The sequence below is a fragment of the Priestia aryabhattai B8W22 genome (assembly GCF_000956595.1).
Lineage (GTDB): Bacteria > Bacillota > Bacilli > Bacillales > Bacillaceae_H > Priestia > Priestia aryabhattai.
In genome coordinates this window covers 1-22,550 of sequence record NZ_JYOO01000033.1, presented here as the reverse complement: position 1 = coordinate 22,550, position 22,550 = coordinate 1, and the positions used below count along the sequence as shown (strand labels likewise).

The following is a 22,550-nucleotide window of genomic DNA, read 5'->3' as shown; positions in this document are numbered from 1 at the left end:
GGAATTTGAAAATGAAAAAACTATTTTCAAAGCCGTTGTTTTACTTTTTTATAGCGGTTTTATTCATGTGGATCAAGTCTTACATGTCTTACAAAGTGGAGTTCAACTTAGATATAAGTGACTCAATGCAAAAAACGTTATTGTTTATTAATCCAATTAGTTCAACTTTGATCTTTTTAGGGTTAGCATTGTTTGCAAAAGGAAAAAGAGCCATCGTTTGGACGCTTATCCTTAGCACAATTATGACGGTCATTTTGTACAGCAATATTTTATATTATCGCTTTTTCAATGACTTCGTTACATTGCCTACTTTAACGCAAACAAGCAATGTGGGTCATTTAGGAGGCAGTATCGCTGATTTACTAAAAGCGCATGATATTCTATATTTTGTAGATATCATTTTACTGATTGCGCTATTGTTTGTTAGAAAAATCGAATGGCCAAAAGCACGTCTTAAATTCCGCTATACGTTCATGGTACTAGCGGCAGGAGCTATCGCATTTGCAATTAACTTGCACTATGCTGAAAAAGATCGCCCTGAATTATTAACAAGAACATTTGACCGCAACTACCTAGTGAAATATTTAGGAGCATACAACTATACGGTGTATGATGCAGTTCAAACGTTTCAAAACTCAAAGCAGCGAGCATTCGCAAGCAGTGATGACTTAACAACAGTAAAAAACTTCAGTACAAGTCACTATGCAGCTCCAAACATTGAGTATGCCGGTAAAGCAAAAGGAAAAAACATTATTAAAATTCATCTAGAATCATTTCAGTCATTCCTAATTAATTACAAGTTAAACGGACAAGAAGTAACGCCGTTTTTAAATTCATTAGCAAATGGAAATGAATTTATGTATTTTGATAACTTCTTCCATCAAACAGGACAAGGTAAAACGGCTGATGCAGAGCTTATGATGGATACGTCATTATATGGCTTGCCTCAAGGATCAGCATTTAGCTTAAAAGGCCGCAACACATACCAAGCAGCACCAGCGATCTTAGATCAAGAGGGCGGCTATACAAGTGCTGTGTTACACGGAGATTATAAAACGTTCTGGAACCGTAATGAAATTTACAAACAGTTCGGTGTGGATAAATTCTTTGACGCAAGTTATTACAATATGACTGGTGATAACAAAGTAAACTATGGATTAAAAGATAAGCCATTCTTCAAAGAATCGATGCCAATGCTGCAGTCATTGAAGCAGCCGTTCTATGCGCATATGATTACATTAACAAACCATTTCCCATTCGTTCTTGATAAAGGCGATGCTAGCATTGAGCCGGCAAACACAGGAGATGGAACGGTAGACCGTTATTTCCAAACGGCTCGTTATTTGGATGAATCACTGCAAGAATTCTTTACAGAGCTAAAAGCTTCAGGCTTATATGATAACTCAGTTATTATGATTTACGGTGACCACTACGGTATTTCTGAAAATCATAACAAAGCGATGGAAAAAGTTCTTGGCGAGAAAATTACGCCATATAAAAACGCTCAGCTTCAACGCGTACCGTTCTTCCTCCACGTGCCAGGTGTAAAAGGTGGAGTGAACCATACGTACGGCGGTGAAATTGACGTAGTACCTACGCTTCTTCACTTAGTGGGAATTGATAGTAAAGAGTATGTTCAATTCGGTACAGATTTATTATCAAAAGACCATGATCAGGTAGTAGCATTTAGAAACGGTGATTATGTTTCTCCGAAATACACGTCAGTTGACGGCAAGTATTACGATACAAACACAGGAGAAAGAATCACAGCAACAGACGAAGCGAAAGCTTATAAAAAGAAAGTTGGAAGAGAGCTAGAACTTTCTGATAAAGTGTTATACGGTGATTTATTACGATTTAATAAATTAGAGGACTTTAAACCGGTCGATCCATCGAAATACATGTATGGAAAAGACCAAGAAACAGAAAAGTAATGTAAGCTTTCACACCATACAATCCAAACAAGCAAGTAGAGGAGCTTTTTAAAAGCTTAGCTACTTGCTTGTTTTATGAGAACTTCATTGAAAAGAAAGCTGGTGACAGAAACGTGGAGCGAACAAGACGCAAAAGAAGAAGAAGAGTTCGATGGGGCAGAGTGTTCTTTGCTTTGTTATTTCTTTTTATTATCGTTGGAGGCATATACAGCTATTTTCAATATAAGCAAGGGCTATCGATTGCAAGCGATGGTAAATATGCGGATGACGGCACGACATTTGAACAGTTTCAAGGCAGTCTCCCGAATAACGGCGAAGTAAATATGCTGCTGTTAGGAAGTGACTCGCGCGGGGAAAAGCATTCTCGTACAGACTCTATTTTAATTGCTCACTACGATTCTAAAAGCAAACACCCGAAAATTGTTTCCCTTATGAGGGATATGTATGTGGATATTCCAGGACACGGCAAGCAAAAGCTGAATGCTGCTTACGCGTTCGGAGGTCCTGAACTGCTGCGCCAAACGATCAAACAAAATTTTGATATTGATATTAACTATTATGCAGTTGTGGACTTCGAAGGATTTTCAAAAATTGTAGATACGATTGCTCCTGATGGCATTGAAGTAACGGTGCCTCACGATATGTCTTCGGGAATTGGTATGACGCTTCATAAAGGTACCCAAGTTTTACACGGTGAACAGCTGCTTGGCTACGTACGTTTTCGCCATGATAACATGAGTGATTTTGGACGCGTTCAGCGCCAGCAAGAAGTCGTTTTAAAGCTTAAAGATGAAGTAGCAAGCCTAAACAGCGTATTTAAAATACCGAAGCTTCTCGGCGTAATGGATCCTTACATCGATACAAATTTAGATACAAAAAGCATGATGCTTCTGGCTAAAGATGTGGTAACAGGAAACATGAAAGATGTTCAAAGCCTGCGACTGCCGTTAGACGGATCATTTGAAAACAAAACGTATAGCGGCGTTGGTATGGTGCTTGATATTGATTTAGATAAAAATAAAGAAGCGCTGCAAGAATTCTTAAATGACAAATAAAGAAAATCCTCGAGACGCCTGTCTCGAGGATTTTTCCTTATACATAGACGATAATGCGTTTGAATGATGTAATCAAACTGGTGACTATACCGGAGCATACAACAATTAATAATGAATAAATAGCTGTATCGTTTTGAAGCAGTAAAATACCTGAAATAATAATAGATGCGTCAATCACTAAAATGATGATGCCGGGGTTTAAAGATAACCATTTCGCAAGTATCAGAGAAAATAAGTCGACCCCGCCTTGACTTGCGTGCTGCCGGAGCATGATGCCGGTTCCGATTCCGTTAAAAACACCTCCAAGGCAAGCGCTTAAGATAATGGGAAAGTGAAAAATCCCGTGAAGCGGAAACAGCAAATCAATCATAACGGCTGAGAGAACCATGCCATAGATAGCATTTAAAAAATAAGAGCGGTTAAAGCCTAGGGCGAGAAGGTAAATCGGCAAGTTTAAGCAAAAAATCATCACGCCTACTTTATAACCAAGTAAATAATTAATGATTAAGCTAATTCCCGTAATGCCTCCTGTTACAAGCTGAAGCGGAAGAATAAAAACGTTAATCCCGATACTAACAAACACACTGCCAATTCCAATTGCAATCAATTTTTTGTACATGCTGTCTCATCCTTGTCTATGAATCTCTTTATATGTATATGAAGACAAGCAGAGTTTCAGCACAAAGACTGCTTCAGAAACTATAATGCTCGGATTAAATATATGCAAAGGAAGCTGCTTTGAGATGCAAATGAGTTGCATAAACATTCTTCACCATAGACAATAAGAATTAACCAAGAAGGTAAATGGAGGAGAAAAAATTGATCGTTCGAAAAGCTAGAGAAGAAGAAACATCATCTATTGAAACAGTGACGCTTGCTGCTTATGAGCAATATGCAGCTGTAAAATCAGAAGCACACTGGAAAAGATATCGAAAGGGAATTTTACATACCCTGAGTGAAGAAAAGAAATTTGAGTGCATGGTAGCTGAAATCGATGGAGAAATGGCAGGAAGCGTGTTGTTTTATCCCCCAAATACGGATGTATATGGAGGGTTGTTAAAGCCATTTCCATGGGCTGAAATTCGTCTGCTGGCAGTTGCTCCGTCGCATCGCCGAAAAGGAGTCGCCAATGCGCTTCTTGAAGCGTGTGAAAAAAAATCTCGGGAGCTAGGGTGTTCTTATTTAGGTTTACATACAGATCATTCAATGGAACATGCCATTAAGCTTTACACTAAAAGAGGTTACGTCCGCTTCCCAGATAACGATTTTTATCCGGTCAAAGATTTGCACGTCATGGCATTTAGAAAATCAGTTTAATCAAAAAAGCCTTTGAAATCATTGATTTCAAAGGCTTTTGTATTTATATAACCTGACGATTCCAGTGGCGGTGAGCTGAAATAGCTTCAATAAATTCATCTGTAAAGCGTGTAGTTTCTCCAGTTACGACACCTGGGCTACTATCTAAGCCAGCAGCTTTTAGCCACTTAACACCTTCAGCCGTGGCGCCAATTGGTTTAAAATGCTCGAATGCTTCTTGAGCAAACGTCAGTGCTTCTTTACGAAACTTCTCATCAGCTGACGAACTTCCGACCACATAAACCGCATCGAATAAGACAGAATCACTTGTTAAGAACGTGTGCTGTACTTCAAGTTCTGACCCGTCTGTTCCTTTTACGTTTTGGAGGGTTGTGCTGACAATTTCAGGCTGAATGCCCTGTTGTTTTAAACTGTTTAACACCTGTGGTAGGTCACCGCTAAAGTCGTTAGCTACAATGACAGCTACTTTACGCGTATTCGGCTTTTTAATCGTCTGTTCCTGACTAAGAGCAGGCGATGACTTGGTCACCGGCGCATCTTCTCCTGATGGAGGCGTCGCGCCAATCGCTTGTGCTACTTGTTTAGCTAGCACTGTACTGACGTTGGCAAACATATCAACGACCTGCTGCTGAACAGACTTGCTTTTCACTTTTCCAAGCTCAAAGCTGAAAGCACTGATAATATGCTCTTTTTCAGGGTCGCTCATGCTATTCCAAAATAGCGTTGCCTGTGAAAAGTGGTCTTTAAAACTTTCGCTTCGACTTCGAACTTTTCTTCCTTCCACTTTTTCTTGATAGTGAGCATAACCACCTTCTGACTCTGGGACAGGAGCCGGCGTATTGGCTGCAAGAGAGTTTCGGTGATAGCTGACAGGTCCTTTGTTAATTGTTTGACGTCCGTAACCGTCGCGTTGATTGTTATGGAACGGGCATACTGAGCGATTGATTGGAAGTTCATGAAAATTAGGACCGCCAAGACGAATAAGCTGAGTATCCGTGTATGAAAACAATCTTCCTTGTAAGAGAGGATCGTTGGAAAAATCAATTCCCGGGACTACATGCCCCGGATGGAATGCGACTTGTTCCGTTTCGGCAAATACGTTGTCTACATTTCGATTTAAGGTCATTTTTCCAACCAATTTGACGGGAATGTCTTCTTCGGGCCAAAGCTTAGTTGGATCGAGAATGTCAAAGTCGAACTTAAATTCATCTTCCTCAGCTATGATTTGTAAGCCTAGCTCATATTCAGGATAGTCTCCGTTTTCAATTGACTCCCATAAATCGCGGCGATGAAAATCCGGGTCTTTCCCAGAAATTGTTTGAGCTTCGTCCCAAACAAGAGAATGCGTTCCGAGCACAGGCTTCCAGTGGAATTTGACAAAATGAGCTTTTCCTTCTGCATTAACTAAGCGAAAAGTATGTACGCCGAAGCCTTCCATCATACGCAAGCTGCGAGGAATTGCGCGGTCTGACATTGACCACATGACCATGTGAGCAGACTCTTGGTTATTGGCGATAAAATCCCAAAACGTATCATGTGCTGAAGCCGCCTGCGGCATTTCATTGTGTGGCTCAGGCTTAACAGCGTGAATTAAATCCGGAAATTTAATCGCATCTTGGATAAAGAACACGGGAATGTTATTTCCGACTAAGTCATAGTTTCCTTCTTCTGTATAAAATTTTGTTGCAAAACCACGTGCGTCGCGAACCGTTTCAGCTGAACCTTTAGAACCTGCTACAGTAGAGAAACGGACAAATACAGGTGTTTTTACAGACGGATTCTGCAAAAATTTAGCTTTTGTATATTCACTGAGAGAGTCATACAGTTCAAATTCTCCGTGAGCAGCGAAGCCGCGTGCATGAACGATGCGTTCAGGAATGCGCTCGTGGTCAAAATGCGTCATTTTTTCACGGAAATGAAAGTCTTCCATCAGGGTTGGACCACGTTCGCCTGCTTTTAAAGAAAATTCATCTTCGGAAAGCTTTAACCCTTGATTGGTTGTGAGCGCTTGGTTTCGATCATCTGTTTTAAACTTCTCGAGCTGTTCTTGCTTGCTTGTTTCATTTACAGGGTGCTTTTTTGTCATACCTGTCTTCCTCCTTGACCTTCAATTCATAATCATTACAAAATGTGTACCCTATCAAAAGTTGACGCAAACAGAAATGTTGGAATTTTTTCGTAGGAAATCCGTTATTTTCTTGTTATGATTATGAATAAGTATTCATAAATAAGAAAATAAAAGGAGAGGGGATACATAGATGAAAACACGGGTAACAGATTTATTAGGAATTCAATATCCGATTGTACAAGGAGGTTTAGCGTATTTAGCGTACGCAGAACTTGCTGCTGCGGTCTCAAATGCAGGAGGACTTGGACAAATTACAGCTATGACGCTCCGAACACCTGAGAAACTTCGAGCTGAAATTAAGAAAGTACGTTCTTTAACTGAGCGTCCTTTTGGCGTTAATTTTGCTGTTGGAGGTCAAACAGAAGGTTCTTATAAAGAACTTCTCGACGTAGCAGTAGAAGAAGGCGTTCCGATTATTTCCATAACAGGAGCAAATCCCGCACCTATTTTTGAGAGATTAAGAGGAACGGGAATTAAAACGCTCGTGCTGGTAGCCAACGTGCGCCAAGCTCAAAAAGCTGAGAAGTTAGGAGCAGATGCCGTTATGGCAGTGGGACAAGAAGCAGGAGGACATATTGGGCGTGAGGACCTGGGCACAATGGTGTTAATTCCCCGAGTAGCTGCGGCTTTGTCAATTCCGGTCCTTGCAAGCGGAGGGATTGGAAACGGACAAGGATTATTGGCAGCGTTATCATTAGGAGCTGAAGGGATTGAAATGGGGACACGTTTTATTGCGACAAAAGAATGTGTAGATGCCCACGATGCGTATAAACAAGCTATTGTAGAAGCAAAAGAAACCGATACGGTGGTTATTAAACGTTCGTTCGGAGCACCTGGACGCGTATTAAAATCCCACTACACTCTTGACATTATTGAGCGTGAGCAGCAAGGAGAGAGGTACGAAGAGTTAAAAGACGTCATTAGCGGAGGGGCAAACTGCCGGTATATTTATGAAAATAAAATCGATGAGGGCTATGGATGGGCAGGCCAAGTCGTTGGACTGATTGATAGTATTCCAACGGTGCAAGAGCTGTTTGACAGTATGATAGAAGAAGTGCACGCCGGTTCTAAACGACTGCTGAGTGTAGTGGAAAAGAAGTAGAGATACAAGCCGTCATACTGCAGCAATTGTTCGCATATTTATAATCTATATCTCTAAATGAGGTGAGAGAATGAAACGAATGCGAGCATTTGCTATTATGACGTTTTTAGTAGTAGGTTCAGGGTTTGCAGTTTTTACTAAAAGAGAAGAAGTTTCCAAGACTCAGCAAGCACAAGTGTATGAAGAAGCAAAGCCTGTTATTAAACAAATGGACAAACTGGATATTTGGCATAAAATCAGCAGAGGGTTAACGGAAGCAGGCTATGAATCAAGGGGCGTGAATTCTTCTCTTTACTCAAAAGACAGAGTAGAGCTGGATGTGTATATGGAGCCTTCCGTTTCATCTGATGTCCAAACGCAAGAAACGATTAAACAAATGGTATATAAAATACTGGAAGAAAATAAGTTTCAGCAAAAGGCCTTTCATGTAACAATTAAATTCCTGCCCGAAAAACAAGCAAAATAGCCTTGTCTCGGCCAGGAAATTTTTTTATTAAAATGCTTTTTCATTGACTGCTGGAATACTCTCTGGGAGAGAAATTTCAGCATTTTTGGGCTGATACGCAATTTTTCCGTCCAGCACATCATTTGCTTTTTGTAGGTCTAATAAATTTTCCCATCGTGCGATAATAAAAGCAGCTACTGCATAACCAATAATATTAACTGTGGTCCGGTAATTACCCATAAAGCGATCAGGAGCGAGCATCAGAGCAACGGCAGCAACCGGAATGGATCCGGTTGCTGCTGCGGTAGCAGAGAGAGCAACAAAAGCTGATCCTGGAATGCCAGCCATTCCTTTAGACGTAAGAAGAAGGACGCCAAGCATTAAAAGCTGATCTGTCAGGCTTAAGTCTACGCCTGTTGCTTGTGCTAAAAAGACGAGAGCAAGAGACAGGTAGATAGAAGCACCGTCTAGATTAAACGAATAGCCCGTAGGAACAACAAGGCCAACGACTGCTTTGTTGCATCCTGCTTGTTCGAATTTATCCATGAGCTGCGGCATAACGGCTTCAGTGGAACCTGTAGCAAATGCCAGCATAATTTCTTCTCGTATATATAGAATGACTTTCCACAAACTTAATCTTAAATAGATTCGTAAAATAACAGCTAAAACAAGAACAAATGCTAGACAAGCAATTGTCATAGCGATAAATAGCTTTCCAAATGCAGCAAGTGTTCCAAGGCCGTACTGGCTAACTGCAAATGCCATGGCGCTAAACGTAGCAAGAGCCGTTAACTTCATGATGTATCCCATAATTTTGAATAACACATCATTTACTTTTTCTAATACGTGTAGAAGGGTCTCCGCTGTTTTTCCACCTATATGGACAAGCGCGATGCCGAACAAACAAGAAATTAAAAGCACTTGAAGCATGGAGTTGTTTGAAAAAGCACCAACTGCACTGTCTGGAATCATATTAAGAAAAAAATCACCTTCACTTGGAAGTTCGGAGCCGTTTGTCTTCGCGTCCACCTCGCTTGTGCTTAGGTTTGAAGGATCAACATTCATACCGGCGCCGGGATTCATTACGTTTGCTACTAATAGACCAATAAGTAGAGCGAATGTTGTGACGATTTCGAAGTAAAGAATGGTTTTTCCGCCGATACGCCCAACTGTTTTAATGTTTCCAACCTTGGCAATTCCGACAACGACTACTCCGAAAATAAGAGGAGCAATCAGCATTTTGATGAGCTTAATAAAACCGTCTCCAATCGGTTTCACAGCATTTCCAAAGCTTGGCCATAGATATCCTATAGCTATGCCAAGTACAATTGCCATCATAATTTGAAAGAAAAGACCTTTATAAAAAGGTTTTTGCTTACTTTTTGCCGCTGTTTGTGTCATGTGTTCTCCCTTCGTCGTACATTTTTTGAATATTACAATAGATGTTATTTTTTTTTACATTTTAACGTAAGGTTGTTTGAGGTGTCATTGGTCTCTTTGACTAAAATTCAATAAAAATATTAGTTGAAGTGTATAAGAAGAGGAGAGGAGGGTTTAAAACATTATTATTTTTAATGTAGATCTTTAAAAAAACTAATAAAAAGCACATGCAAAGGCATGTGCTTTTTATTTATTAAATTAGCTTAATTCCGCTAATTAAAATGATGGTCGCCATAATGGCTTGAAGTGGTCTTGAAGGCACTTTAGTCGATAAACGGCTTCCAAGCAAAACACCTGGAATAGATCCAGTTAATAGATTAGCAGTCAACATATAATCAACGCTTCCAAAGCTTGCATTTAAAATACCAGCCACCGTAACGAGGAGAAAGGCATGTGCAATATCAGTTCCAACCAGCTCAGATGTTTTTAGCTTAAATAAGTACAGCATCGCAATCGCAAATAATGAGCCGGAACCAATCGATGTTAATCCGACAATGAATCCAAAGACTACGCCAATTCCGATTGTTAATCCTTTTTTCTGATCTAAGTCCATTTCCTGAAACCGATTTGGGCGAATTAATTTATCAAAAAAGACGCGAAAGATAATTGAAAGGGCAACCAGTGTCATGACATATCCAAGAGCGTGCTTAATAATCGTTTCTTGATGCTCGTGAAAAGATGGGAATGCATGAAGCGTGACAATAGCCAGTACAGCGCTCGGAATACTTCCGAAAGCTAAATATTTTGCTAATTTAAAGTTAATGGTTCGCTGTTTGTAGTGCTGAGCGACTCCGAATAATTTTGTGATAGAATTGTAGACAAGATCTGTTCCTACGGCAATGGAAGGGTTAATGCCGAGTACAATCAGTAAAGGTGTTAATAAAGCGGCACCTCCAACCCCTGTTAAGCCTACAAGGGTTCCAACGAATAATCCCATTAAGGTAATTGATAGTTCCATATTTCGTCCTCCTACTCTCAAAACCAAGTACATTGATCTGATTATAGAGCATTGTAACTCATATGTAAATAAAATTCTGAATATTTTTAGTGGAGTTGAAAAGGTTTTCTTGGCCTTCACTATTTTAGGGAACGGACGATAAAGTCATAGGAAGTTATAAAAAAGTAAATAGAATACGTTTATTTATCTATGATTACACTCTAATTTGTGTTACAAATGTAAATGCAATAAAAGAGTTTATTTTTATCTCATTTGAAAGACCGGTGAATGCATGAGTTTTGTTACGAAAGATTTGTTAATTAATTTTTTATTTATTTTATTGGCGCTGTTTTTAGTGCAGATGTTTTATTTAATCAAGTATGCTAAAAAAATTCATTGGTGGAAAGATCGTTATATCGCGTTATTTCCGATTTTAGCCATTACCTTTTGCCTTTTGTTTCCGGTTAACGGAGCTTATGTCCCGGATGACTATCGAATGGATTTACGAAGAATTCCTTATATTTTAGGAACGTTATATGGAGGCTGGCCGCTGGGAAGCTTGCTTTTTGTCTTTATTTTACTGCTGCGCTTGCTAATTGGCGGGTACGATGTAGGGTTTTTATCAACATTAATTGCTCTTCCGATTTTATCCATTCCTTTATTTTTCATAACAAAATACTTTTTACATTTCTCATTAAAAAATAGAATTATCGTGAGCACCTGTCTTAGTGTAATTGGTTCTTTATTAGCTATGCTTGTATCTATTTTTGTCTTACACGTAACAAGCATTCCTATTAGCGTGTGGGTTCAGTTCGCTGTTTTAGATGTAGCAGGCATGTTTGTGATTACCATACTGTGGGAAGCGATACGAGCAAATTTATTAGTGCTGCAGCGCCTGATGAAAGCAGAAAAGCTAGAAATTGTCAGTCATTTAGCTGCCAGCATCTCTCATGAGGTGCGAAATCCTCTAACGGCAAGCAGAGGATTTATGCAAATGCTGCAGGAAGATGAAAAAGAACCTGCTAAAAAACGCTACATTTCAATTGCGATTAATGAATTAGACCGCGCAAAAGAAATCATTGATGATTACTTGCTATTTGCGAATTCCGCTCCAGAACGAAATGAAAAAATGAATATTTCAGAAGAAATTCATCACGTCACCCATATTATGACGCCTCTTGCCAATATGAACGGAGTCGCGATTGATTTTACATTCGATGAAGAAATGAAGTTCTTCGTAATGGGAGAAAGAAGAAAGCTTCAGCAGTGCCTAATCAATTTATTTAAAAATAGTATTGAAGCGATGCAAGACGGAGGCACGTTAACTATTAAAGTAGGAAAAGAAGGCGGAGCTGTTATCGTTGATATTATCGATACGGGCTGCGGCATGACGCAAGAACAAATCAACCGGCTAGGCGAACCGTATTTTACAACAAAAGAAAAAGGTACCGGGCTTGGAACGATGGTATCTTTCAGCATTATTCATTATATGAAGGGAAAAGTGAGTGTGTCTAGCGTAAAAGGAAAAGAAACGTGTTTTTCACTTGAATTTCCACTTTGTGAATAAAGAGCAGCCTTAGGGCTGCTTTTTATATGCAAAAGTTTTAGAAATAGATAAAAGTAAACTGATTATTAAAAAAAGTATTGAATTTAATAAATGAAAGCGTTACAATCTATTTAAAGTTATCCGAAACGTTTTGGAGGAATTTTGAGTGACAACGATTAAAGATATAGCGCGAGTTGCTGGCGTATCTGTAACGACGGTGTCTCGGGCTTTAAATGGTTATTCAGATGTAAATGAAAAAACAAGGCAAAAGATTGCAGCCGTAGCAAGAGAGCTGGACTATAGCCCTAATACATTAGCTCGAGGATTGGTTATGCAAAAGTCAAAGACAATTGGACTACTAGTTTCAGGCATCAGCAGAGAGAGCGTAAAAGATAATTTCACGTTTGAAGTATTGTGCGGTGTAAATGAGCGTGCATCTACTTTGGGGTATGACTTGATTTTATTTAATACAAACACGATGATGCAGCGAGAAAAAACGTATACTCAGCTTTGTCGAGAGCGAAGAGTGGACGGGGCAATTATTCAGGGCATCAAAAAAGAAGATCCTTATTTAAAAGAAGTAGTAGAAAGCGATATTCCTTGTGTTTTAGTTGATATTCCCGTCCATTCTAGTTCAGTAGGCTATGTCACCACCGATAATGCCTTGGGAGCTAAAAAAGGGGTTGAACATTTAGCGAGTCTTGGCCATCAGCATATTGGGATGATTAACGGACATGAAGACGCATTTGTCAGCCAAGAACGTCTCAATGGATACAGACAAGCCCTCAAAGAATGTGGTTTGTCGTTTCGGTCTGAATGGGTTGTAAGCGGAAAGTTTGAAGAAAAGAAAGCAGAGAAAGCTGCCAGTGAGCTTTTAAATAAGTATAAAGAGCTCACCGCTATTTTTTGTGCAAGTGATTTAATGGCACTGGGAGCATTAAAAGCATGCAAAGAGCTTGGCCTTGATGTACCGAAAGACATTTCGATTGTCGGATATGATAATATTGTTCTTGCCTCTTACTCGTCTCCAAATTTGACGACTGTAGGGCAGGAAGTATATCAGATTGGCTATGAAGCTGCAGATTTACTAATTGAGATGCTAGAAGGAAAAGAAACAAATATGAAGCGTTATCTTGATACAAAGCTGATTATTCGAGAATCAACAGCTAAAAACCACGGCTAGTGGTTTTTATATAATGTAAAAACCGAAACGTTTCGGTTTTTGTGTTTCGTTTTTCCAAAACGTTTCGGTGAAATTTAGGGGGATGGAAATGGATTACCGTGTGATTAAAGAAAATGACTTATTTTTACTAACAGATCAAGCAGGAAATATCACTGAAAACCATCAGTATGGTTTAGGGCTATATATGAAAGATACGCGTTTTTTGAGCAAATTTCATTTGAAAATTAACGGTGCAGATCCTGTGTTATTGTCCTCAAGTGCCGACGAAAACCTGTTAGCCACAATTCTTCTTACTAATCCGCATATGGAAAAAGAAGGAGAACTCTCGCTGTGGCGAGAGTCTGTAGAAATAGAAAGAAAACGCTTTATATACGAGGGTGTTTTCTATGAAAAAATAAAATTGAAAAGTTATTTTCCTAAAAAAATTGCTTTTACATTAAGTATCCAAGCAGATGTCGATTTTAACGATATGTTTATCGTAAGAGGTTTTCAAACTGGAAATGTCGGAAAGCGAACAGGGCAAATAAAAGGGGAAAGCAGTTTAATATATACATACGAAGGAGCAGATGATATTAAGCGTTCGACACGGATTTCTTGGGATAAAAAAGCCTCACACGTGTATGAACAAGGAGAGGTTATGTTTTCTTTCGAACTGAACCATCAGGAAGAAGAAGAAATTACATTAATGGTTCAGCCGCAAATGGGCGAAGGCATCAATGAAAATATTTTATCAGCTGGTGAAGCATTTAGTTTACTAACGCAGTCATATAAAAAGTGGGAAAAATCTTCTACAAAAGTGACAACCGATCATCCGACAATGCAGCGCCTTATTACAAGAGGACTTAACGACCTGCGCGTACTGCTAACGGATGTAGGATTCGGTGCTTTTCCTGTAGCTGGATTGCCTTGGTTTGGTGTGCCATTTGGAAGGGATAGTCTAATTGCAGCGCTTCAAATGCTGGCTTTTAATCCGGAAGTAGCAAAAGGAACGCTACGTACCATGGCAGCATATCAAGGAACGGCAAATGATCCATGGCGTGATGAACAGCCGGGTAAAATTATGCATGAAATACGTTACGGAGAACTAGCCAACACAAATCAAATACCTTTTACTCCGTACTACGGAACAGTTGACGCGACACCATTATTTTTAATTTTGTTAACGGAATATGTGAAGTGGACGGGAGACTTCGAGTTTGTAAAAGAAATGCAAATGACTGTCGATGGAGCTTTGACATGGATCAATGAATATGGAGATCGAGACGGTGATTTATTTCTTGAATACCATCAAGAATCAAGTAAAGGAATTGCTAACCAAGGATGGAAAGACTCAGGAGACTCTGTTGTCCATCGCAGCGGTGAATATGCAAAAACTCCTATTGCTTTAGTGGAAGTACAAGGCTATGTATATCAAGCGAAAATGGGTATTGCTTCTTTATATGATCAGTTAAACAAAACAAATGAAGCAAATAATTTACGTGAAGAAGCTGAGCTGCTGCGTAAAAAGTTCAATGAAGCCTTTTGGATGGAAGACGTGTCATTCTATGCCATTGCACTTGATGAACATAAACATCAAGTAGGAACGATTACGTCAAATCCAGGTCATGTACTTTTAGCCGAAATGATGGATGAGGAGAAGCTGAACAAAGTAGCGGAAAGGCTAGTATCAGAACCTATGTTTTCGGGATATGGAATTCGTACAATGGCAGAAGGAGAAGCGGGTTATAATCCAATGAGTTATCATGACGGGAGCATTTGGCCGCACGATAATAGTTTAATTGTTCTCGGTTTGAGTAAAGCGAACAAGCAAACAGAAGTCAATAAAGTGATAAAAGGGCTGGTTGATGCAGCTGAGCATTTTGAATACGACCGCCTTCCAGAGTTATTCTGCGGCTATTCAAGTAACCTTGGCAAGCCTGTCAAATATCCCGTTGCCTGCTCACCTCAAGCTTGGGCAGCCGGCACGCCTTTAGCTTTCGTACAGGCGATGCTGAGACTGTTTCCTGATAGTACAGCAGGTACTATACAGATAAATCCTTTGCTCATAGACGATATGAATGAAATTTCTGTAGAAAACCTTGTAATTGGCAATGGAAAACTTTCATTAACGGTTAAAAAAGACGAAAGCGAAACTATTATTTACGTGAAAGAAAATACGACAAAATACGAGCTTCTATCTCAATGTAAAGTAAGAAATTATGTAGGTTAATGTTACTTCGACCGCGGCTTATTAAGCGTCACTTAATAAGCCGCAGGTCAATGAAATGAAAGGAGACAGCTAATGAAGAAGTGGATACTCGCTTTAAGTTTGGTTCTGGCAGTAGCCAGAGCAGCTTTAACTGGATGTTCAAATGTACAAGAAGTTTCCGGGAAAAATGGTCAAGTCGAAATTGTATTAGCCGGCTGGGGAGGCAACCCAACAGAGACGAAGCTGCTTAATCAAACTATTCAAGACTTTGAAAAACTCCATCCATCAATTCATGTGAAGCATGAAGTAATCACTGATCAATACATGGATATTTTAAAAACGCGTTTAATTGGCGGAAACGGTCCAGATGTTTTTTACCTTGATGCACTTGAAGCGCCTGGTCTTATCAATACAGGGGTTTTAGAACCTTTGAATTCTTATGTAAAGTCCAATTTTGATGTTCAGGATTTTGAGAAACCATTATTGAAAGCGTTTCAGAAAAATGGAGAGACGTATGGTTTTCCGAAAGATTACTCCACATTAGGCTTATTTTACAACAAAAAGCTATTTAAAGAAGCAGGAGTAGACGTACCAAAAACATGGGATGAGTTTGAAGAAGTTTCAAAAATATTTAAAAAGAAAGGGATTCAAGCGTTTGGTGTCACGCCGGAATTAGCGCGTATCTTCTACATGGCGCAGGCAAACGGAGGAGACGTTGTAAAGAACAATAAGGCAAACTTTGCTACGAAAGAAGTCGTGGATTCTCTTCAGCCGCTCATCGATCAGCATTTAAAAGATAAAACGTCTGTACAGCCTTCTGATGTAGGCGCAAATTCAGGTACGGACATGTTTGCACAACAAAAAGTAGCTATGGTGATTGAAGGAAATTGGATGATTCCATTTTTACAAGAGTCCTTCCCAAAACTTGATTACGGTACGGCAGAAGTTCCGACAATAAACGGTCACAAAAATACGATGGCATTTACGGTCGCGTATGTAATGAATGCTGACTCAAAAAAGAAAAAAGCATCTTGGGAGCTCATTCAGTACTTAACCGGAAAAGAAGGAATGGAAACTTGGACAAGCAAGGGTTATGCATTGCCAACAAGAAAATCCGTAGCGGATAAGCTTGGTTTTGCTGAAGACGAAAAACGAGGTCCATTAGTAAAAGGAGCTGCTTATGCAACTGTCTGGCAAGATGGTCCGTATTTGCCTATTATCATGAATAACTTTAATAACCAGTTTTTAAGCGCCTTTTTGGGACAAAGTGATTTAGAAACAGCTTTGAAAAAAGCACAAAAGCAGGCAAATCAAGAGATTAGTATTTATGAATAAGGCTCGGCGGGGGAGTGGAGGAAATGAAAAACGGAAAAATAAGAACGTACAAACCTCGTGATGTAGGGCAAGGATATGCTTTTATGACGCCTACACTGTTTGTACTATTGCTGTTTGTTATTGCACCTATTTTTTATGCCATCTTTTTGTCTTTACATAAAGTTCAATTACTGGGTGGAACTGAGTTCCATTTTCGAGGGCTTGAGAACTACATGAAGGTTCTTGAAGATGACAAAGCTAAAATTGCTCTTTGGAATACGGTGAAGTATGTAGTAATTGTTGTACCGGTACAAACGGCATTGGCACTTATACTGGCTGCCACATTAAATGCAGGGCTAAAAGCAGAAAAAGTTTTTCGCATTATTTATTTTTTACCTACGCTTACATCATCGGCTGTATTAACACTTATTTTTATGTGGATGTACAATCAAAATGGGATTGTGAACGAGTTTTTAAAGTTTGTTGGCCTTCCAACTTACAATTGGCTTGGAGATCCTCAGGTCGCTTTGATTGCCATTATGATTATGAACATCTGGGCAACAGCTCCATTTTTTATGGTTATTTATTTGGCAGCTTTGCAGGACGTACCAGATTCGCTGTATGAAGCAGCTCAGTTAGATGGGGCTAATGTGTTTCAACGATTTTGGCATATTACAGTTCCGAATCTGCGACCGGTTACATCATTCGTAGTAATCATGGGACTGATTGGTACGTTTCAGTTATTTGATCAATCGTTTATTTTCTCAGGAGGTTCAGGAGGTCCTAATAACTCGACTCTGACTGTTGTTCTTCTTATTTATCAATATGCATTTAAAAATTTAGGAACCATGGGATATGCTGCAGCACTAGCCTTTATGCTGGCGCTCGTGATTTTGATGGCAACGGTTATTCAGAGGAAGTTTTCAAAAGAAGAAAGTATGTACTAAGGGGGGGAAGAAAAAGATGAAGAAAAAAATAGGAGTCCTCATTTTATATACGATTTTAAGCATATACGCGCTGATTACTCTGATTCCATTTATTTGGGCGCTATCCGCTTCTTTTAAAACGCTTGAAGAAATTGTGTCAGGTACGGTGAACTTTATTCCGAAACACTTTACGCTAGACAACTATAAACAAATTTTTGTGGAACAAAAGCTGTTCCCTCGCTGGATGTTTAATAGCTTATTCATTGCCGTAGTAGGAACAGCTCTGAATTTGCTATTTAACTCAATGGCTGGTTATGCCCTTGCACGCCTCAGTTTCCCGGGAAAGAAAAGTTTATTTATTATCATTTTAGCGGTGCTTATGATTCCTGGACAAGTAACGATGATTCCTAATTTTTTAATTTTAAAAGAGTTAGGCTGGTTAAATACCTATCAGGGAATGATTGTACCGGGAATGGTAAATGCGACTTTTATATTTATGATGCGTCAATTTTTTATTAATTTCCCAAAAGAGCTTGAAGAAGCAGCGGAGTTGGATGGGTTATCAAAGTTTGGAACATTCTTTAAAATAGTCCTTCCACTTGCAAAACCTGCCCTAGCAGCACAAACGATTTTTGTATTTATGGGATTTTGGAATGATTTTATGAAGCCTTTAATTGTGATGTCCGATGAAAATATGTTCACTTTGACTTTAGGCCTTAACACATTTAAAGGTCAGTATATTAGTTATTGGAACTATATTATGGCAGCTTCCATGGTTTTTACACTTCCCATTTTGCTCATTTATGCGTTTTTTAACAAATATTTCATTAAAGGAATTTCGTTTACTGGAGGAAAATAAAAAACGGCTGGGATAAAAGGATTTTAGTTGGAATTACAAACGAACGATTAATTAAAAAACTATAATCGTTCGTTTTTTGCTGTTATGGTTCAATTTGTTTTTAGTGAAGTTCACTCACATACTGATCAATCATCGCCTGCAGTTCCTCTAAGTTCGTTTTACTGTTGTTAACAGGCAGCTGTTTTAATGAATGTAGAGCACTATCAACAACAAACTTACGGGGGGGTGATTGTTTAAACAGCTCTTCTTCAATAAAACTAATAAGCTCTGTGCATTTTTGACGTTCGAATTCATCCGTGAACTGTTTGTGAACTTGTTTTTTTAAATCGATAAGTGCTGTAGAAATGTCCTGTTCTATTTGATTTTTAGTATTGGGGCAAGATGGAAGCCATTCTTTGATCGTTTGCGGATCGAGCAAAATGTCTCCTGAACTTGCTACTTCGTCTACAAGAGGAAGCAGACGCTTAACGCTGTAAGTTATAATCTCATGGGGATCAGTATTTGTACCGTTGACCATAAAATGATAGTGAAAGTTGCGGTGAAGCATGCCAAGAAACATAATTGCACAATCTAGCAGATAAGGTTTCTTTTCTTGCCCAAATAAATCAATAAACCGTTTATAAATCCAGTTTACTTCGATGAACTGGGTTTTTTTAATGTATGCTTTTAAATCAGGATCATTGGAAACAAATACTTCTTCAAGTAACGTAAAAAATTTATGTTTGTGATGGTTTTTCATCTGCGCATCGATTTGTTTAACAAATACATCTACATCGGTCATGCTTTTACCAACTAGCAGCTGATTGCGCTCTTGTTCAATTGTTGTATGAAGCCAGGTAAAAACAGCGATTAATAATTCATTTTTTGAAGAAAAATAGTTGTAGAATGTTCCTTTTGAAATGCCGCTATAATCAATGATGTCTTGAATGGATGTAGCTTGAAATCCTTTTTCAACGAAGAGATGGTGTGCATTTTTTACAACTTGCTGTTTTCGGTTATTCATTATTATCACCTAAATATAAAATTAGACTCATGGTCCAACTTTATAATACATGATTTAAAGCGTTTACACAAATGTTCTTTTCGGAAAAATAACGATATCACGGCATATATATTGATATAAGAGGATTATAGGGCTAAAAAAGTTGAGAAAATAAAGGACGTGAACGCAAGATTTTTCGCTTGCATAAATTGAACTCACAGTATAATATACTCTATGTAGAACATGTGTCTAAAAAAATGAACCTAAAGTATAAGGGGGTATAATAATGAGTCAATCAATAAATCAAATGGAAAAGCCGCCTTATGGCATAATTGCTATTTTGTTAATTGGCGCTTTTATCTCATTGTTGAATGAAACGTTACTAAATGTGGCGCTGCCGTCTATTATGAAAGACTTAGATGTGACAACGTCAACTGTCCAGTGGCTTTCTACTGGTTATATGTTAGTGAATGGTATTATGATTCCAACTACCGCTTTTTTAATTCAGCGCTATTCTATCAGAGGCTTATTTTTAACGGCGATGACTTTATTTACAGCAGGAACAATACTTGCCGGTTCTTCGCCCGTATTTTCTGTGTTGTTAACCGCTCGTATTATTCAAGCGTCAGGCGCAGCTATTATGATGCCGCTTTTAATGAACGTATTGCTCACAAGTTTTCCATTAGAAAAACGCGGAGCTGCGATGGGGATTTTCGGTTTAGTTATGATTTTTGCTCCGGCAATTGGTCCTACATTATCAGGATGGCTAATTGAACACTATGAGTGGAGAATGCTGTTCCACCTTGTTACGCCAATCGCAGCCATTGTATTAATAGGCGCTTTCTTCCTATTAAAAGACAAAAAAGAAAAAGTGGAAATCAATTTGGATTTTTTATCTCTTTTGTTATCTACAATTGGATTTGGCGGACTTCTATACGGATTTAGCTCAGCAGGGGATAAAGGCTGGGATTCTGTGGAAGTATACGGCACCATTATCGTAGGAGCTGTGGCTCTGATTTTATTTATTACGCGTCAGTTCAAGCTTAAAACACCGATGCTTGAATTCCGCATTTTTAAATATCCAATGTTTGCTTTATCATCAACGATTTCGATGGTGATCACAATGGCATTATTTTCAGCCATGCTGCTAATGCCAATTTATGTTCAAACGGTACGAGGCATTTCTCCGCTTCATTCCGGATTACTAATGCTTCCAGGTGCGCTGCTAATGGGTGTGATGTCACCGATTACCGGAAAATTATTTGATAAATTCGGAGCGCGTGCACTGGCTGTAACGGGTCTAACTATTACAGCCGTTACGACGTATTTCTTCAGTAACTTAGAGCTTGATACGACGTATACAACGCTCATTACGCTTTATACGCTTCGTATGTTCGGAATGTCTATGGTGATGATGCCGGTTATGACAAACGGATTAAATCAGCTGCCGCAGCGCTTTAATCCGCATGGTACTGCCATGAACAATACGCTTCAACAAGTATCGGGAGCTATTGGTTCGGCTCTTTTAGTAACGGTGATGTCAAACCGTACAGCTACTCATGCAAAAGAGCTCGCTCAAGATGTAATGAGCGGAGCAGGAGCAGCTAATGCAACCGCAGCCGGGGCAGCTCAAATGAAAGAACAGATTGGGATGCAGGCAATGGTACAGGGGATTAACGATGCCTTTGCCGTCTCAGTAGTACTAGTGGTGGTTGCCTTAATTCTTTCATTGTTTATGAAACGAGCAACGCCTGCAAGTGAAGATGAAGTGATAAAGGAAAAAGCAGGACGCGAGCAGTTTGCTAAATAAAAAAAATCTCCGCTGAGACAGCGGGGATTTTTTTAGCTTGTATATCTAAAGCTTAAGCCCATTTTCTTTAATAATTTCCGGTAGCCGATAGACGTTTGATCAGCCATAATATGCGCTTCCATCTGCAGATCTAAAGGCAAGTCTTCAGGTTTTTGATTTTCAACCATTTCACGGTCTTCGTCAAAGACGCGAAGGTTAAAGTCATACACACCTTCAACGGGAGAATCTTTGTCAAAGTTTCGAGCGATTGGCGCAAATAAACGTGTTTCGCGGGCTGAAATAGGAGAGACTGCATTCATAATCCACAGCTCTGCGCCTTCTGGGAAGTATACTTTTAGCGTAGCTGTAAACGGCGGATAAACATCAAAGACGCGAAGCCATTTAAAATCAGGTGGATTTAAATGCTGCTGTTCTTTGGAATAATTGCTCACGGTGCTCGTATATTCTACATGAAGCCCATAGTCTGTATCGCTTACTTTATATTTAGGCACGAAGGCGTTGTTTCGATCACCAAATGTGTCCGTGTGAACCCAAGCAAAATGAGCTACGTCTAAAAAGCCTTCCATTTGACGACCGGCTGAACCCATGATATCAAAGCTCGGACAAACAATTTGCTGAAAATCAGGATCCTCCCACGCATCGAAGTAAGGCAGGTTATCTTCTTCTCCTGTCAGGGAAGTCCACACTAATCCAAATCGTTCAATAACTGGATAGACGGCCATACACAGGCGGGGAGAAATGTTGGCGTCAGGGTGAGCTGGAATCGACGTGCATGCGCCGTCCGTTGCGTAGCGGAAGCCGTGGTAAGGACAGACAATTTCATCATCTTCCACCCAGCCCATGCTAAGCGGGGTGCCTCGGTGAACGCATAAATCACGAGCCGCTACTACTTTGTGTGTGGTACGGTATAGAACTAGATTTACATCTAGCAGTTTTACGGACGTTGGTTTCTCTGTTACATCACTGCAGCGTGCGACAGGGTACCAATACTTAGCGAGCGTCGTCCAATCTTCCAGGCTGAACGTGCAGTCTCTTGGGTAGGGAGTTGCCGTTTTTGATTTGGTCATGGTTGGTTGTTGTTCCATCTATTTTCTTCCCTTCTTTTGTAAGCTCTTTTACTAAGGGTAATATAAAAAAAGAAAATTCACACAATTTATGTGAGGAGTTCTAACATAAAATATGGAACTTTGTAGAAAGTGCGAATTTCAGAAGACGCAAATTAGAGAATATACCAATAAAAAAATTGAAAAAAGCGCTTCCTAAATTAATTTAAACGTGATATAATTTTTCAAGACGCTGGTGTAGCTCAGTAGGTAGAGCACTTGCATGGTAAGCAAGAGGTCGCAGGTTCGATCCCTGTCGCTAGCATAATAAAAAACNCTCT

18 protein-coding genes and 1 tRNA gene are annotated in these 22,550 nt (G+C 39.4%); 13 read left to right on the top strand and 6 right to left on the bottom strand.

The genetic code is table 11. From position 1 onward, the window contains the following. Positions 1-11 precede the first annotated feature (11 nt). Together ltaS and N178_RS21015 are read left to right on the top strand one after the other, a co-directional pair. Positions 12-1,934, top strand: a complete 1,923-nt coding sequence (gene ltaS, locus N178_RS21020; protein ID WP_045294642.1) for a lipoteichoic acid synthase — start codon at positions 12-14, stop codon at positions 1,932-1,934. An 86-nt stretch (positions 1,935-2,020) separates the two neighbouring features. Further along, positions 2,021-2,989, top strand: coding sequence for an LCP family protein (locus N178_RS21015; protein WP_045294654.1), 969 nt, complete (start codon positions 2,021-2,023; stop codon positions 2,987-2,989). Positions 2,990-3,026: 37 nt separating this feature from the next. Here the strand turns inward: N178_RS21015 and N178_RS21010 are convergent, their stop codons facing one another. Continuing rightward, positions 3,027-3,608: a YitT family protein gene (locus N178_RS21010; RefSeq protein ID WP_045294640.1), complete on the bottom strand. Its 582-nt coding sequence runs from the start codon at positions 3,606-3,608 to the stop codon at positions 3,027-3,029. Positions 3,609-3,808: 200 nt separating this feature from the next. On the opposite strand from N178_RS21010, the gene N178_RS21005 reads away from it, so the two are divergent. Then, on the top strand, positions 3,809-4,306 hold the full coding sequence (locus N178_RS21005; RefSeq protein ID WP_028415046.1) for a GNAT family N-acetyltransferase: 498 nt from the start codon (positions 3,809-3,811) through the stop codon (positions 4,304-4,306). A 43-nt stretch (positions 4,307-4,349) separates the two neighbouring features. On the opposite strand, the gene N178_RS21000 is transcribed toward N178_RS21005, so the two are convergent. Continuing rightward, entirely contained in the window at positions 4,350-6,392 is a 2,043-nt protein-coding gene (locus N178_RS21000; RefSeq protein ID WP_045294639.1) for a catalase, read from the bottom strand. 172 nt (positions 6,393-6,564) lie between these two features. Here N178_RS21000 and N178_RS20995 point away from each other — a divergent pair, with 172 nt between their 5' ends. Together N178_RS20995 and N178_RS20990 are read left to right on the top strand one after the other, a co-directional pair. Next, positions 6,565-7,536, top strand: coding sequence for an NAD(P)H-dependent flavin oxidoreductase (locus N178_RS20995; RefSeq protein ID WP_045294638.1), 972 nt, complete (start codon positions 6,565-6,567; stop codon positions 7,534-7,536). Positions 7,537-7,606: 70 nt separating this feature from the next. Continuing rightward, a complete protein-coding gene (locus N178_RS20990; RefSeq protein WP_045294637.1) occupies positions 7,607-8,002 on the top strand; it encodes a hypothetical protein in 396 nt (131 codons plus the stop codon). 27 nt (positions 8,003-8,029) lie between these two features. On the opposite strand, the gene N178_RS20985 is transcribed toward N178_RS20990, so the two are convergent. Together N178_RS20985 and N178_RS20980 are read right to left on the bottom strand one after the other, a co-directional pair. After that, a complete protein-coding gene (locus tag N178_RS20985; protein ID WP_045294636.1) occupies positions 8,030-9,382 on the bottom strand; it encodes a cation:dicarboxylate symporter family transporter in 1,353 nt (450 codons plus the stop codon). 232 nt (positions 9,383-9,614) lie between these two features. Then, positions 9,615-10,379 carry a sulfite exporter TauE/SafE family protein gene (locus N178_RS20980; RefSeq protein WP_045294635.1) on the bottom strand — a complete coding sequence of 255 codons (765 nt, stop codon included), beginning with the start codon at positions 10,377-10,379 and terminating at the stop codon, positions 9,615-9,617. Between the two features lie 271 nt (positions 10,380-10,650). Here N178_RS20980 and N178_RS20975 point away from each other — a divergent pair, with 271 nt between their 5' ends. The 6 genes from N178_RS20975 to N178_RS20950 all read left to right on the top strand — a co-directional run bounded on the left by N178_RS20975 (position 10,651) and on the right by N178_RS20950 (position 18,374). Then, positions 10,651-11,925 carry an ATP-binding protein gene (locus tag N178_RS20975; RefSeq protein ID WP_045294634.1) on the top strand — a complete coding sequence of 425 codons (1,275 nt, stop codon included), beginning with the start codon at positions 10,651-10,653 and terminating at the stop codon, positions 11,923-11,925. A 145-nt stretch (positions 11,926-12,070) separates the two neighbouring features. After that, positions 12,071-13,087 (top strand): LacI family DNA-binding transcriptional regulator, encoded by a 1,017-nt coding sequence (locus N178_RS20970; RefSeq protein ID WP_045294633.1) that lies wholly within the window; start codon positions 12,071-12,073, stop codon positions 13,085-13,087. An 88-nt stretch (positions 13,088-13,175) separates the two neighbouring features. Then, entirely contained in the window at positions 13,176-15,296 is a 2,121-nt protein-coding gene (locus N178_RS20965; protein WP_045294631.1) for an amylo-alpha-1,6-glucosidase, read from the top strand. A 72-nt stretch (positions 15,297-15,368) separates the two neighbouring features. After that, positions 15,369-16,610 (top strand): ABC transporter substrate-binding protein, encoded by a 1,242-nt coding sequence (locus tag N178_RS20960; protein ID WP_045294629.1) that lies wholly within the window; start codon positions 15,369-15,371, stop codon positions 16,608-16,610. A gap of 23 nt (positions 16,611-16,633) precedes the next feature. After that, a complete protein-coding gene (locus tag N178_RS20955) occupies positions 16,634-17,536 on the top strand; it encodes a carbohydrate ABC transporter permease (RefSeq protein WP_045294628.1) in 903 nt (300 codons plus the stop codon). A gap of 16 nt (positions 17,537-17,552) precedes the next feature. Next, entirely contained in the window at positions 17,553-18,374 is an 822-nt protein-coding gene (locus N178_RS20950) for a carbohydrate ABC transporter permease (RefSeq protein WP_045294626.1), read from the top strand. 100 nt (positions 18,375-18,474) lie between these two features. Here the strand turns inward: N178_RS20950 and N178_RS20945 are convergent, their stop codons facing one another. Continuing rightward, positions 18,475-19,377, bottom strand: a complete 903-nt coding sequence (locus N178_RS20945) for a TetR/AcrR family transcriptional regulator (protein ID WP_045294624.1) — start codon at positions 19,375-19,377, stop codon at positions 18,475-18,477. 265 nt (positions 19,378-19,642) lie between these two features. On the opposite strand from N178_RS20945, the gene N178_RS20940 reads away from it, so the two are divergent. Beyond that, entirely contained in the window at positions 19,643-21,166 is a 1,524-nt protein-coding gene (locus N178_RS20940; RefSeq protein ID WP_045294622.1) for a DHA2 family efflux MFS transporter permease subunit, read from the top strand. Positions 21,167-21,198: 32 nt separating this feature from the next. On the opposite strand, the gene N178_RS20935 is transcribed toward N178_RS20940, so the two are convergent. Beyond that, a complete protein-coding gene (locus N178_RS20935) occupies positions 21,199-22,251 on the bottom strand; it encodes an aromatic ring-hydroxylating oxygenase subunit alpha (protein WP_045294620.1) in 1,053 nt (350 codons plus the stop codon). Positions 22,252-22,461: 210 nt separating this feature from the next. Here N178_RS20935 and N178_RS20930 point away from each other — a divergent pair. Continuing rightward, a tRNA-Thr gene (locus N178_RS20930) sits at positions 22,462-22,534 on the top strand. Positions 22,535-22,550: the final 16 nt, after the last annotated feature.